Genomic DNA, 12,971 nt, shown 5'->3' on the forward strand with positions numbered 1-12,971 from the left:
AAGCACTCAAAGGTTCTTCAAAGTGCCCACACAGTTTGTCTTCTATCTTCTTAATGAACCTGCCCCGAAGGCGTGCTGCGTATTCTACTGATTTCACTCTCAGTGTCAAACACTTTTTTCATTTTTTCTAAAAAAAATGATGACACTCTGTTTATTGTAAATGCAGCTTGGCAATTCTACGTTTACCAACTTGTATTATATAGGTCTTATTTGTTGATAATACAAGCGTGGGATCCTCAATTTTATCTCCATCTATTTTAACTGCACCTTGTTTTACCAGACGAATCGCTTCTGAAGTACTTTGGGTTAAATTCATTTGCTTTAATAATTGAGCTAAAGAAAGCGGCTCTTTGGTGGTTATGGTTTGTTCCTCTAAATCTTCAGGGATAATGCCTTTTTGAAATCGCTCTATAAATTCTTTGTGTGCATGTTCCGCTTGGGATTGGTCGTGGAAACGTGCAACAATTTCTTTAGCAAAATCAATTTTTACATCCCTAGGATTCGCACCATTCAGTACTGAAGTCTTTGAAGCCTGAATTTCCTTACCTGTTTTAAAGCTTAATAAATCTATATAGCGCCACATTAATTCATCCGATATCGACATAATTTTACCGAACATATCGGATGCTGGCTCACTAATACCAATATAATTATCCAGTGACTTAGACATTTTCTTCACCCCATCTAAGCCTTCAATCAATGGAGTCATCATCACAACTTGTGGCTCAAGCCCATAATGCTTTTGCAATTCACGGCCCATTAATAAATTAAATTTCTGATCCGAACCACCCAGCTCAATATCGGCTTTGAGCGCAACAGAATCATATCCCTGAAGTAAAGGATATAAAAACTCATGAATTGCGATGGGCTGACCTGTGGTGTAGCGCTTATTAAAATCATCACGCTCTAACATACGAGCTACTGTATGGGTAGCGGCCAAACGAATTAAATCTGTGGCATTAAATTTTGCAAGCCAATGAGAGTTAAATGCTACTCGTGTTTTATGAGGATCTAAAATTTTAAAAACCTGCTCTTGATAGGTCTTAGCATTATTAAGAACCGTTTCTGGGCTAAGCGGCAAACGAGTTACATTCTTCCCAGTTGGATCGCCAATCATCGCCGTAAAATCACCAATTAAAAAAATGACCTCATGACCATATTGTTGAAATTGCCGTAGTTTATTAAGTAATACAGTATGTCCCAAATGCAAATCAGGTGCAGTGGGATCAAAGCCTGCTTTTATTTTTAAGGGAGTTCCTTTTTGTAATTTTTTTTCCAATTCATGCTGGGGAAGTACCTCTTCACAGCCCCTTACAAGCTCGGAACAAACTGAATCTTCAACTATCATGACATCAAAACCTTTATAAATGATTGACCTATCTTCTCACACCGAGTATCTTAGCCCGGTTGGCAATTTCCTGCCATACCTAATAGGTGATTTAAGATAATTTGTCACCCGAAATTTAATAAATGCAGACAATAGCATGATTCCGGATGGCAATGTATAGGCAAACAATGGATAAAAAACCTTATATATATATCGAAAAAAGAAAAACGAATAAAAATAAAAAATCTAATCCATCTAAGGTATTAATGGGTTTTGCCTTGATTATTGCCTTTTCGCTACCCTATTTCCTTGTAAAAAAGTTTTCCCATAATCCACACCAGATCCCTACAACTCAGTCTATTGCCTTACCCGATCTTGATGAGGATGAAGAGTATCAAGATGAAACTTATTCAGAAAATCCATTTCAGAATGAAGCAGAACAAATTGTTGAAGAGTCAAAGCCCGATCTTACGGAAGAAACCGCTAAAACTGTTGTAGAAAACGCTGTTAAAACGGTTCAGCCCGTTAAAAAGATTACCAAGGACAATGAATGGCAAACCCTCAGGCCTCGATCTGGTGACTCCATGGCCACTATTTTTAAGCGTCTTGGGTTAACTGCCCAAAATCTACAATTAGTTATGCAAAAAAACCCCTATGCTAAAGCTCTAACCGCAATAAAACCCAGTCAAGAATTGAAATTTCTAATTAATAAGAATAAGTTGGAAAAATTAATTATCCCGATGAACACAATACAAACACTTACAGTGTATAGGGATGGAGCCGTTTATAAAACAAAAGTTGATTCCAAAAAAGTAAAAACCCAAGAGCGTTATGTTACAGGTGTAGTCAAAGGTTCCTTATTCGGCACAGCCCAACAGTTAGGGATCCCCAGAAAATTAATTCAGCAAATGACTACAATCTTACGTAAAGAAATAGATTTTTCGCGTTCTGTTCGTAGTGGAGATAAATTTTCTATTGCCTATGAAACGTTATATGTAGAAGAGAAAATGGTGGGTATAGGCGATGTTGTTGCCGTGAGCTATACCAACCAAGGTAAAACCGCTGAGGCTGTACGCCATATTAGTAGAAATGGTACGCGAGACTACTATACTCCTAAAGGAGAAAGCTTTAAAAAAGCATTCTCACGATATCCCATTAAATTTAGCCATATCAGTTCAACTTTTACCACTTCAAGATATCATCCCATATTACACTACAAGAGAGCCCACAAAGGAATCGATCTTGCAGCGCCCATAGGAACTCCTATTCAATCGGTTGGTGATGGGACAATTGTTAATATCGGTAGACATAATGGCTACGGTAATATGATTGAGGTCAAACATGATAAAACATATAGCACGCTTTATGGGCACATGCTTCGATTTGCAAAAGGTCTATCTAAAGGAAGCAGAATAAGACGAGGACAAGTTATTGGCTATGTAGGTCAAACTGGTCTTGCCACCGGGCCTCATTGCCATTATGAACTCCATGTCCATAATCAACCAAGAAACCCAACGACAACCTATTTGCCTACAGCATCCCCTGTTCCTGCGCGGGAAATGGCTCAATTCAAGGCAAAGGTGCGTAATGTGTTTGCTCATATGAAATCAATGGAAAAAACCAAGTATGCCCGCAAAAGCAAAAGTAAAGGCAAGAAAAAAACAAAAATGGGCTAATCTACAGAGCGCATGAGTCGGCGTGCGCCAACTCTTCGAGCTTGCCATTTAGCTCTGCATGGGGTGCTGTCAATGAAAAAACTCTTAGGGTTTCTCATCCGAATAAATAGCGACAAACTACTACTGACGCAATAATTCCGGCCAGATCAGCCAGTAAACCAGCGGGGATAGCATGTCGTGTGCGTCGGATTCCTACAGAGCCAAAATATACGGCAATAACATAAAATGTGGTTTCGGTACTTCCCATCATCGTTGCTGCAATTTTGGCAATGAGTGAATCTCCCCCATGTTGGTGAATCAATTCTGCCATCATCCCTGTTGAAGCACTTCCAGAAAAGGGCCGAATCAAAGCCAAGGGTAATACTTCTGGCGGCATGCCAATCATCGCTAAAAGTGGCGCCAGAAGATTGGCCATTAAACTAAAGAAACCTGAGGCCCTGAGCATACCTATAGCAACTATCATTGCGATCAAATAAGGTACTACGCTTAAAATCGTATCAAAACCTTGTTTCGCACCCACAATAAATGCGTCAAATACGTTAATTTTTTTTACTGCTGCAGCATATAAAGGAATTCCAACAACAAAAACTAAAAGCATCCAATTGGACAATTGATTGGCAAACCCACTCATAAGCTATTTTTCCCTTCAACACGAAACATCGGTAATTTTGCCAATTGTTTTACAGAAATAATGGCAACCAAAGTAGAAATGCTCGTTGCGATCAATGAACTGACTATAACGCTGCTTGGATTCGTACTTCCATTTGTCGCCAAATAGGCAATTGCCGTCGCAGGAATTAATTGTACGCTCGAAGTGTTTATTGCTAAGAAAGTACACATAGAATTTGTCGCAATTTTGGTGTGCTGATTCAGTGTTTGTAGTTCTTTCATTGCTTGAAGTCCAAATGGAGTTGCTGCGTTGGCAAGACCCAGCATATTTGCAGCAATATTCATAGTCATCGCCCCCATTGCGGGATGTTCCGTAGGAATATCTGGGAATAATCGTCTTAAAATCGGTCGAAGTATTTTTCCCAATAAGGAAACCAGGCCGGACTCATTTGCTATAGACATAATCCCCAGCCATAACGACATAATTCCTGCTAGACCAAGAGCGATTTCAAAGCCTATTTTTGCCGATTCTGTGACAGCACGTGCGACCTCATCAATACGTCCTTCAATTACGCCAACAACTACAGAAAGTAGTATCATTCCTAGCCAAATTAAATTGAGCATCCTTGCCTCCACACTTTGGAACGGGTTAAAATGTAGTCTTTACTTGGCTTGAGATAGAAATAACGAATGAAGTACACACTTACTCCCTTAAAACATCTGACAGTTATAGCCTGTTTTTTCATTTCTTTTCCAAGTCATGCTTTTGACTCAGATAGTACTCAAAAACAAGCTAACTCCTCAATAGAAGAACTATATCATAGACTGGGCAGCATGCCGAATAGTTCCATGTCTGACAGAATAGATTGGGTCAGTAGCCAATTTTTAGGCGTACCATATGTCCTTGGCTCCTTAGGGGAAGGACCAGAGGCTCGATACGATCAATACCCACAATACCGTGTTGATGCGTTCGATTGTGATACCTACGTTAACACAGTTGTCTCATTAGCGATGGCCAATTCGCTTACATCGTTTCAACAATGCATAAAAAATATACGCTATAAGAACGGGACTGTTTCTTATCTACAACGTAACCATTTTACCGGCCTGGATTGGAATCATAATAATCAGCGAAATGGAATTCTCAGAGACATTACACTTACTATAAAAGATCAAAATAACCAACCCGTAGCCAAAGTTGCTGATGCACTCGTTAATAAACCCAATTGGTATGCCTATAAAACTGTTGGAACCATCAGATTAGCAAACGGTGATAAGGGGAAAGAAGAGGAACGATTAGTTGAATTAAAAAGGAAGGGAGCCCAATTGGAAACTATTTCCGAAGAAGTTCCTTATCTTCCCCTCACTACTTTATTTTTGGAAAAAAATAAACCCAATATGTATTTATTCGCCCAAATTCCTAATGGTGCCATCATCGAAATCGTAAGACCAAATTGGGATATAAGTCAAAAAATCGGTACTGCATTAAATATTTCGCATTTAGGTTTTGCAATTCGAAATAAGGGTCAATTATATTTTCGACAAGCTTCGTCAGAATACGGAAAAGTAGTTGATGTTCCATTGATTGAATATCTTGAAAAAGTAATAGATAGCCCAACCATTAAAGGAATAAACGTCCAAATTGTTGTACCAGCACAACCATTAAAAGACTGTAAGCTGCCTGTTTGAAATCAAACATAATTTGAGTACACTATCCTCACTTTTTTTGTAGTATTTTTCGAGTTATTATAGGGAACATTTTTATATTAGTGTCATTGCTTATAGTGCCATTCCGCCCTGGCGGGAATAAATCCCACAAATTAATTCCGTACTTTGTTTTATGAGATATTCCCAGCCAGCGCGAAAAATGACACTGTGTTTAAAAAATGACGACAGTTCAGGTAAACTACAATCAAAACGTAGTCTGGGTGAGCGCAGCCCAGGTTAATTAAATTCCCGGGTTGCATTGCGCTTTACCCAGGTATCCAGACATCAGGGATCCATAAAATGAATTACGGATTAACGCAAAAACCAAATTTCTCAAGTAGTGAATGCCTTGTTCTTGGAGTATTTTCTGATGCTGAACTATCTAATCTTGCCCTAAGTAAGGAACATTATGGTTTAGTCAGTAGACTGATTAAAAAAACACCTGAACCGGGTGATATGCTATGGCATCATGATCTGGAGGGTAGTTTATTAATCATTCAATGTGGTGAACAAGCCAAATTTACGCCCTCTCAGCTTAAAAAAAGAGTTACTGAGATTACTGGAGCTTTAATCAAACATCGGGTTCGTTCTGCCACAATATGTTTGCCACAGATACCTCAATATTCAGCAGATTGGCAACTGGAGCAAATGATTATTCAGATCGACAATCAACGCTACCAATTACTCGATTTTAAAAAGAAAAAAGCCAAACCACATCAATTGGAAACAATAACTTTTTATTTGCCAAATGCGAGTGAAGAAGGATTAAAATTAGGTCAATCCATTGCAGCAGGTGTTGAATTAACCCGCCATCTGGCTAATATGCCCGCCAATATATGTACTCCTACCTATTTGGGGGAGCAAGCAATACAATTAGCTAAAGAATTTGCACAAAATATGAACTGCAAAGTGATGGGACCGGATGAAATGCATCAGATGGGTATGGAAACCTTATTAGCAGTAGCACAGGGTTCAGCCCAACCTCCAAGACTCATAGATATCCATTACAAAGGAGCAAATGATGCACCTCCAATAATTCTGGTAGGCAAAGGAATAACTTTTGATTCCGGTGGATTATCCATCAAGCCAGCCAATGCAATGGACGAAATGAAATATGATATGTCTGGCGCTGCCAGTGTGCTAGGTACTTTAAAAGCATGCGCTTTGCTAAAGCTACCTGTTCACGTGATTGGTTTAATTGCCAGCGCGGAAAATATGGTGAGTGGCACTTCCGTTAAATCCGGTGATATTGTTACCAGCATGTCGGGACAGACAGTAGAAATCATTAATACCGATGCAGAGGGTCGTTTGGTTTTGGCCGATGCACTGACTTATGCAGAGCGTTATCACCCGCAATTTGTCATCGATGTGGCAACGCTTACAGGCGGAATTATTGTGGCGTTGGGTACTGTTGCATCAGGTTTTATGACTCAGGATGAAGAGCTAGCAAAATTGATTGAGGATGCTGCTAAGGAAAGTAATGATAGAGTCTGGCGTATGCCTTTAGATGATGAATATCAAGACGCCCTGGATAGCCCTCTAGCTGATATGATCAATGCAGGCTTTGATCGTACTGCAAGTAGCATCACAGCTGCTTGTTTTTTGTCTCGGTTTACAGAAAAGTATCGCTGGGCCCATTTAGATATAGCAGGTACAGCATGGATTTTTGGAAAAAATCGTAATGCCACGGGCAGACCAGTTCCTTTACTAACTCAGATAATACGCCATGCCATCAATTCGCATTGATTTTTATTTATTAGCGAGCGACCAAAATGATCTACGTTGGTCGGTTGCTTGTCGACTTTTGGAAAAAGCTTATGCTAAAGGCCATAAGGTTTACGTATTGTGTAACAACAAACATGATGCAGAACTTCTCGATGAACTCCTGTGGACTTTTAAAGACGACAGCTTTATTCCACATAATTTACAAGGCGAAGGCCCTGAGCCCCCGCCTCCAATTCAGATCGGTTATGAACGCGAACCTCGAGGATTCAACGACATCTTGCTGAATCTTGCGGATTATATTCCAGATTTTTACTCCAAATTCAAACGAGTTATGCAAATTGTTGCCAATGTAGAAACGGAGAAAGAATTAAGTCGCGCACAGTACCGAGAGTATCGAGCTAAAGGATGTGAATTGCATACGCATCAAATTGAATTGAAGTAACGCTATCCTGTCATTCCTAGGGCTGGCGCAAGGGTAGCATCCACAAGTGGTGTCAGTATAATTCTAGTATGAGCATTTAGCCTGAGGTGAAGCGCAGGGACCGGCGGATGAAGAATTTCATCCAAAAAAGCTGGGTCCGCTGCTGAACCAAGGCCACACATAATTCACTTTAATCCCAAAGTACATCTTTATCTTTTTTTATAGCAGCTTGCAGTAAATTTATTAAAGGAACGGCTCGCTTTGACAAACTTATTTCCGGTTCATTTTCATCATCATCTTCGACAACTTTTTTTTCTTTTGTAAGTCCAGTCTGTAACTTTGCCAAAGCTTCAGGAAGATTTTCCGATTTGATAGCCCCAGGAATAGTACCGCTATGTCCCATTAAAGAAAGCAGACGCTTAGCTACCTCTTCAAAATAAGTTATATCTTCATAAGCATCTGTATGAAATGTTATTAACATCAAAATCTCCTTTTAAACTCAACTTTTACGTTATCCATAAACCTTTAGTAAATATTCTGCAACCGTATGTAAGCCCATTGCTTCCCCACCTTCGGGTTTTCCTGGTCGATTACCTAAATTCCATGCCATAATATCAAAATGCATCCAAGGTATAGATTTCCCTACGAAACGTTGCAGAAATAATCCTGCGACAATCGCCCCTGCATAAGGGTGATCACTAGAGTTCGCTAAATCAGCTACATTTGAGCGAAGCAACTCTTCATAAGGTGCAAATAAAGGCAATCGCCAGATGGGATCAACCACTTTATAAGAAGCCTCTGTTACTTCTGCAGCTAAGTGATCGTCATTCGTAAACAGCGCGGCAATCTCCGTACCGACTGAAACACGAGCAGCTCCTGTTAAAGTCGCAAAATCTATCAGTAAATCCGGTTGTTCTTCGCATGCTTTGACTAAAGCATCTGCTAAAACCAACCGTCCTTCCGCATCTGTATTATGTACTTCCACAGTTAAACCGTTACGCATGGTTAAAACGTCACCAGGCCTAAATGCGTCCGGTCCAATAGAGTTTTCTACAGCAGGTATAAACATTTGGAGGCGTATGGGTAAATTCCGCGTCATAATCCATTGCGCAAGACCTATCACATGGGCAGCACCTCCCATATCTTTTTTCATTAATCGCATCCCCGAGGCGGATTTAATATCCAGACCACCGCTATCGAAACAAACCCCTTTACCTACAAGAGTGATACGAGGATTTTTTTCCTCGCCCCAAGTTAATGACAACAAGCGGGGTTCTGATTTAGAGGCACGCCCAACAGCATGAATTGCTGGAAAATTATTCTTAAGTAATTCCTCACCGACCCATTGTGTGAATTGAGCTTTATGTGTTTCAGCTAATTGCTCAACCACCTCAGCTAATTCTTTGGGGCCTAAATCACTTGTGGGTTTGTTAATCAAATCCCTTACTAAAAAATGAGCCTGTGCTAATGCCAAAATTGGATTTAAATCATCTGGATGAACGATTAATCGACGTGGTTGAGTTTCTTGCTTTTTATATGCTTCAAAACGATATTGCGCCAAAGCCCAACTTATTGCTCCTTCTTGGGAACATACCCCTTGTACCTGATAAACATTAGGAGGAACAACTAATGCCGCATTGGCTAAAGCCTGGCTCTGATTCCCATCACCGGTGCCTATATAGACTTTATCAATCAAACCATCTGCATTCTGGATAAAACAAGAATCACATATTTTTCCTTTAAATTGGTACAAGGAAAGGCAATTCTGTATCGCCGGAGGAAGTATACAAAGCTCCTCTTCCCATTGACTTTGTGAAATCAAATAAAGTGGAATAGCTCTTTCAAATTGAGTCTCATAAAATAAGTTTGCTTGCATGTTTTATTCCTTCACTTGACCACGAAAATGGGCAGGTCTAAGCCCTGTTAATCCCAGAACGAACAAATAAATGATTACTGCAGTTACAACATGGGCAGACAGCACGCTTAAACGCATTACAGGCGAAAAACTAAGCCAGTAACTCACTGTACCACTCATTAAAATTAAATAAATGCCAATTGCTATATTAGCAATAAGTAATTGCATACTGTACTTTAACCATCCAGGAGAAGGTTTGAAAACCTCTCGTTTAATCAATAAATATAATAAAGTACCGCAATTAACATAACCTGCCAATGCGGAAGCTAAAGTCAGACCAGCATGGGCAAAATGCCAAATAAAAATAGAGCATAATACGGTATTTACGATCATAGATATCGCACCTACCTTAACTGGAGTGCTAATGTCTTGTCGGGCATAAAACCCAGAGGCCAATACTTTGACCATCATAAAAGCAGGTACACCGGCTCCCAGGGTAATTAAGCTTTTTTGAGTTTGAATTACGTCATAAGCAGTAAATTTTCCATAGGCAAAGCAACTCGCAATTAATGGCATAGAGAATAAGCACAAACCTAACCCTGCTGGAATTCCTATAAGCAAAATGGAACGCAATCCCCAATCTAAGGCACTTGAATATTGGCTAATACTTTGTTCCGTATGCCTCCGAGATAGATGGGGAAGAATCACAGTTGCAATCGCCACACCAAAGACTCCCAATGGAAAATCGGTAAGGCGGTCGGTGTAATATAACCAGGACACACTTCCAACTTTTAAAAAGGATGCAAAAATACTATCAACCATTAAATTAAGTTGAGCAATAGAAACACCAAACAAAGCAGGAATCATCAACTTAAGCACTTTATTCACTCCAGCATCATTTCTGACTAACTGAGGTTTTACTAATAAACTGCGTTGATGCAAAAATGGAATTTGAAAAAGCAATTGCGCAATGCCAGCAATAAGAACGCCCCAAGCCAAACCTATTACAGGTGTGGGCAAATGAGGACATAAATAGATCGCTGCAAGAATCATACTGATATTCAGTAATACCGGGGTAAATGCAGGGATTGCAAAATAGCCATAAGTATTTAATACCGCACCAGCCATTGCTGTTAGCGAAACGAGCATTAAGAAGGGAAAAGTTATACGCAACATTTCCGTAGCCAATACTGCACGGTCACTGTCATGACTAAAACCAGGAGCAAATAAAAAAATAATCACGGGTGCAGCAAATATCCCGATTAAAGTGACAACACTAAGAATTGTGCCCAAATATCCTGAAATACGCGCTATAAAAATCCGCACATCGGTGGGAGATCGAGTTTTTTGATACTCAGCAAGGACAGGAACAAACGCTTGAGCAAATGCTCCTTCTGCAAAAAGACGACGCATAAAGTTAGGAATGCGGAATGCGACAAAAAAAGCATCCATCCCAGCTTGAGCACCAAAAAAATTGGCGAGCACCATATCACGTACAAAACCTACAATACGTGAAATAAAGGTCATTACTGAAACCAATGTTGTTGAACGTAATAAGCTCTGCCTTTTAGGGACCATAATCTCTGTTTCTGTTGCGGACATAATTTTTTATACTGGGCAAATACCTTATAATATCCTAAATAAATCAACTGTCATAATTCTAAATGGTAAGTTTCGGTCATTAAACTGACTTTCCAGGGATAATTGGAACTTGCTATCGCCGCATTAATTTGAGCATAATTGACACATACCGTCATAGAGTGAATCAATTTATACTTTAGAAACAAAGAAGTCTATTGACAAATTCTAACTCATTGTGCATGATCATCATCTTTTTGTACCATCTGAATGAGTGGAGATTTTTAAGTGGCAAATATTAAATCAGCGATCAAACGTGCTCGCCAAAACGTAAAACTACGTCAACACAACGCCAGTGCACGTTCTATGTTCCGCACTTACATCAAAAATGTAATTAAAGCTGTTGAATCAGGTGATAAAGAAGCCGCGAATGCAGCATTCACCAAAGCGCAACCTATTATTGATAAAGCGGCTTGTAAAGGTTTAATTCATAAAAATAAAGCTGCTCGTATTAAAAGTCGTCTAGTAGCTCGTGTTAAGGCAATGGCTGCTTAATCAATAATCCGAATCTATCGAACTGGTAATTCCGGTTCGATTTCTTTTCCTCCTTCAATAATAGTGCAATCCTAATAGCGTCTCTTTTTATCTTATTCTATGATTTTATAGCAGACATATTTACAACACTGAATTACCCGGGTTATAGCATGCGCCTCACCCAGGGTCGGATCATGCTAATTAATAACAGATAATGTCACCATTTCAGGGGGTTCTTCATTCTGCAAATAAGATCTTCCAATTATCTTGCATAAACTGATTTTATCTTCGGTCGATAAATAAGCAGCTAAGGCTTCCAGCACATTATAATCTTCTGCGTCTTCTATTGTAGACGTCTCAGAAGGATATTCATCATAGATCGACCAATCATCTACTACTGCCATATAAAGAGAATTAAAAAGCAATTTCGCCCTCTTAATTTTATCTTGTAATTTTTTTTCTTCACAACTTCTCGGTAGAGAAAAGAAACTAAGAATTGAGCCTTGCCAACCTGTTGCTTTAGTTTCATTCTTGAGCTGAACAGTAGCAAATGCCTTATAACAGGAAATAATACGCTGGATTAAACTCTCTTGATATTCTTTGTACTTTTCAGGTAAAGATGCATTTCTTATTAACCACTCCAAACGCTGCAACCGACTGACAATGTTTTTCACTTCATCACGATATGTTTCATCTATTTTAAATAGATTTTCAGTATCCTCTGATAATTTATCAAAACATTGTGGGGGTACACTCCAATATAATTTAACTTCTTTATCTTGTTTCTTATCTCGATAAAAAACTTCTTTACCTGATGCTTTTTTATGAGTGTGTAAGGGGCCTTCGCTATGCAAAAGAATAGGTTCTAAACCGGGGATCAATCGTGGCAAAGAGGAGTTTTTAAATGGAGCAAGTTGTTCCTCAGATAATATTCCTTCCAAAAGCGAAACTGCCCTCGTTTTGCAGGTATTGGAATTTTTCAGACTGGGTCCTGCTAAATCAAAGGATAAACGGAAATCAAAAGGCTTGAGCCTAGAAGGACGTCCTTCAATTCTTGCTTTTATCTGTTCGATTTCAAAAATTTGTCTCGAATAGGCCTCTTCTTGATAAACTCTTCCTTTTTTTGAAGGATCTGTTTTAAAATTTTGGCCATCCCCTATTACTTCTTTAATAGCCGCCTCCTGCTCTGCTACAGCCTTTGCACATCTTTTTTGTAACAGTTCAAAATTATCCTGATCCAGCTCAAAAGTATATCCGTGTAATCCATGCCCAAGATCCATGAAACGTACTTCCTCGTTGATTAACATCCCATGATTTCCTTGAAAATCAACATCTAAATGGTATTTGTTTTTGAATTGCTCGAACCAACTACTTTTATCTCCAGTACTGGTAACTCCATAAAAGCCCCAAGCCTCAACAACCTCGAGCAATTGTTTGTTTTCATCCAGCATCGATAGAAAAAAAGAGCCATGCCAAAAAGGATTCCCGCCTACAGTATGATCAAATACGCAAAAAGTTATCGTATATTTCATGGTGACA

General features: G+C 39.3%; 12 protein-coding genes. 5 read left to right on the top strand and 7 right to left on the bottom strand.

Going from position 1 to position 12,971, the window contains the following annotated elements; translation table 11 throughout:
• Window positions 1–151: 151 nt before the first annotated feature.
• Window positions 152–1,348, bottom strand: coding sequence for a tyrosine--tRNA ligase (gene tyrS / locus ACWTE2_RS15025; RefSeq protein WP_454785994.1), 1,197 nt, complete (start codon window positions 1,346–1,348; stop codon window positions 152–154).
• Between the two features lie 167 nt (window positions 1,349–1,515).
• Here tyrS and ACWTE2_RS15030 point away from each other — a divergent pair, with 167 nt between their 5' ends.
• Window positions 1,516–3,003, top strand: coding sequence for a M23 family metallopeptidase (locus ACWTE2_RS15030; protein WP_454785995.1), 1,488 nt, complete (start codon window positions 1,516–1,518; stop codon window positions 3,001–3,003).
• A gap of 94 nt (window positions 3,004–3,097) precedes the next feature.
• Here ACWTE2_RS15030 and ACWTE2_RS15035 read toward each other — a convergent pair whose 3' ends face one another.
• Together ACWTE2_RS15035 and ACWTE2_RS15040 are read right to left on the bottom strand one after the other, a co-directional pair.
• Window positions 3,098–3,634 carry a spore maturation protein gene (locus tag ACWTE2_RS15035; protein ID WP_454785996.1) on the bottom strand — a complete coding sequence of 179 codons (537 nt, stop codon included), beginning with the start codon at window positions 3,632–3,634 and terminating at the stop codon, window positions 3,098–3,100.
• Complete coding sequence (locus ACWTE2_RS15040; protein ID WP_182391412.1) at window positions 3,631–4,236, bottom strand: nucleoside recognition domain-containing protein; 606 nt, start codon at window positions 4,234–4,236, stop codon at window positions 3,631–3,633. Before ACWTE2_RS15040 ends, ACWTE2_RS15035 begins: the two co-directional genes overlap by 4 nt.
• A gap of 66 nt (window positions 4,237–4,302) precedes the next feature.
• Between ACWTE2_RS15040 and ACWTE2_RS15045 the strand changes: the two genes are divergently transcribed.
• From ACWTE2_RS15045 to ACWTE2_RS15055, 3 genes are all read left to right on the top strand, one after another.
• Complete coding sequence (locus ACWTE2_RS15045) at window positions 4,303–5,301, top strand: N-acetylmuramoyl-L-alanine amidase-like domain-containing protein (protein ID WP_454785997.1); 999 nt, start codon at window positions 4,303–4,305, stop codon at window positions 5,299–5,301.
• A 318-nt stretch (window positions 5,302–5,619) separates the two neighbouring features.
• Entirely contained in the window at window positions 5,620–7,065 is a 1,446-nt protein-coding gene (locus ACWTE2_RS15050) for a leucyl aminopeptidase (RefSeq protein ID WP_454785998.1), read from the top strand.
• Window positions 7,046–7,486 carry a DNA polymerase III subunit chi gene (locus ACWTE2_RS15055; protein ID WP_454785999.1) on the top strand — a complete coding sequence of 147 codons (441 nt, stop codon included), beginning with the start codon at window positions 7,046–7,048 and terminating at the stop codon, window positions 7,484–7,486. The genes ACWTE2_RS15050 and ACWTE2_RS15055 overlap by 20 nt, the downstream gene beginning before the upstream one ends.
• A 169-nt stretch (window positions 7,487–7,655) precedes the next feature.
• On the opposite strand, the gene ACWTE2_RS15060 is transcribed toward ACWTE2_RS15055, so the two are convergent.
• The 3 genes from ACWTE2_RS15060 to murJ are packed head-to-tail and all read right to left on the bottom strand — an operon-like array spanning window position 7,656 to window position 10,922.
• The gene (locus tag ACWTE2_RS15060; protein ID WP_182391416.1) at window positions 7,656–7,946 is read right to left on the bottom strand and encodes a DUF1840 domain-containing protein; all 291 of its coding nucleotides are present in this window, start codon (window positions 7,944–7,946) and stop codon (window positions 7,656–7,658) included.
• Window positions 7,947–7,976: 30 nt separating this feature from the next.
• Window positions 7,977–9,341, bottom strand: coding sequence for a leucyl aminopeptidase family protein (locus tag ACWTE2_RS15065; RefSeq protein ID WP_454786000.1), 1,365 nt, complete (start codon window positions 9,339–9,341; stop codon window positions 7,977–7,979).
• Window positions 9,342–9,344: 3 nt separating this feature from the next.
• On the bottom strand, window positions 9,345–10,922 hold the full coding sequence (murJ, locus tag ACWTE2_RS15070; protein ID WP_454786001.1) for a murein biosynthesis integral membrane protein MurJ: 1,578 nt from the start codon (window positions 10,920–10,922) through the stop codon (window positions 9,345–9,347).
• Window positions 10,923–11,186: 264 nt separating this feature from the next.
• On the opposite strand from murJ, the gene rpsT reads away from it, so the two are divergent.
• Window positions 11,187–11,453 (top strand): 30S ribosomal protein S20, encoded by a 267-nt coding sequence (gene rpsT / locus ACWTE2_RS15075; RefSeq protein WP_182391419.1) that lies wholly within the window; start codon window positions 11,187–11,189, stop codon window positions 11,451–11,453.
• A gap of 176 nt (window positions 11,454–11,629) precedes the next feature.
• Here rpsT and ACWTE2_RS15080 read toward each other — a convergent pair whose 3' ends face one another.
• Window positions 11,630–12,964 carry a DUF4586 domain-containing protein gene (locus ACWTE2_RS15080; RefSeq protein WP_454786002.1) on the bottom strand — a complete coding sequence of 445 codons (1,335 nt, stop codon included), beginning with the start codon at window positions 12,962–12,964 and terminating at the stop codon, window positions 11,630–11,632.
• Window positions 12,965–12,971 lie beyond the last annotated feature (7 nt).

Source organism: Legionella nigrisilvae (genome assembly GCF_977063395.2).

Excerpts from the sequence above, each read along its gene's own strand:
- tyrS (WP_454785994.1), bottom strand. The coding sequence starts at position 1,348 with ATGATAGTTGAAGATTCAGTTTGTTCCGAGCTTGTAAGGGGCTGTGAA.
- ACWTE2_RS15030 (WP_454785995.1), top strand. The coding sequence starts at position 1,516 with ATGGATAAAAAACCTTATATATATATCGAAAAAAGAAAAACGAATAAA.
- ACWTE2_RS15035 (WP_454785996.1), bottom strand. The coding sequence starts at position 3,634 with ATGAGTGGGTTTGCCAATCAATTGTCCAATTGGATGCTTTTAGTTTTT.
- ACWTE2_RS15040 (WP_182391412.1), bottom strand. The coding sequence starts at position 4,236 with ATGCTCAATTTAATTTGGCTAGGAATGATACTACTTTCTGTAGTTGTT.
- ACWTE2_RS15045 (WP_454785997.1), top strand. The coding sequence starts at position 4,303 with ATGAAGTACACACTTACTCCCTTAAAACATCTGACAGTTATAGCCTGT.
- ACWTE2_RS15050 (WP_454785998.1), top strand. The coding sequence starts at position 5,620 with ATGAATTACGGATTAACGCAAAAACCAAATTTCTCAAGTAGTGAATGC.
- ACWTE2_RS15055 (WP_454785999.1), top strand. The coding sequence starts at position 7,046 with ATGCCATCAATTCGCATTGATTTTTATTTATTAGCGAGCGACCAAAAT.
- ACWTE2_RS15060 (WP_182391416.1), bottom strand. The coding sequence starts at position 7,946 with ATGTTAATAACATTTCATACAGATGCTTATGAAGATATAACTTATTTT.
- ACWTE2_RS15065 (WP_454786000.1), bottom strand. The coding sequence starts at position 9,341 with ATGCAAGCAAACTTATTTTATGAGACTCAATTTGAAAGAGCTATTCCA.
- murJ (WP_454786001.1), bottom strand. The coding sequence starts at position 10,922 with ATGTCCGCAACAGAAACAGAGATTATGGTCCCTAAAAGGCAGAGCTTA.
- ACWTE2_RS15080 (WP_454786002.1), bottom strand. The coding sequence starts at position 12,964 with ATGAAATATACGATAACTTTTTGCGTATTTGATCATACTGTAGGCGGG.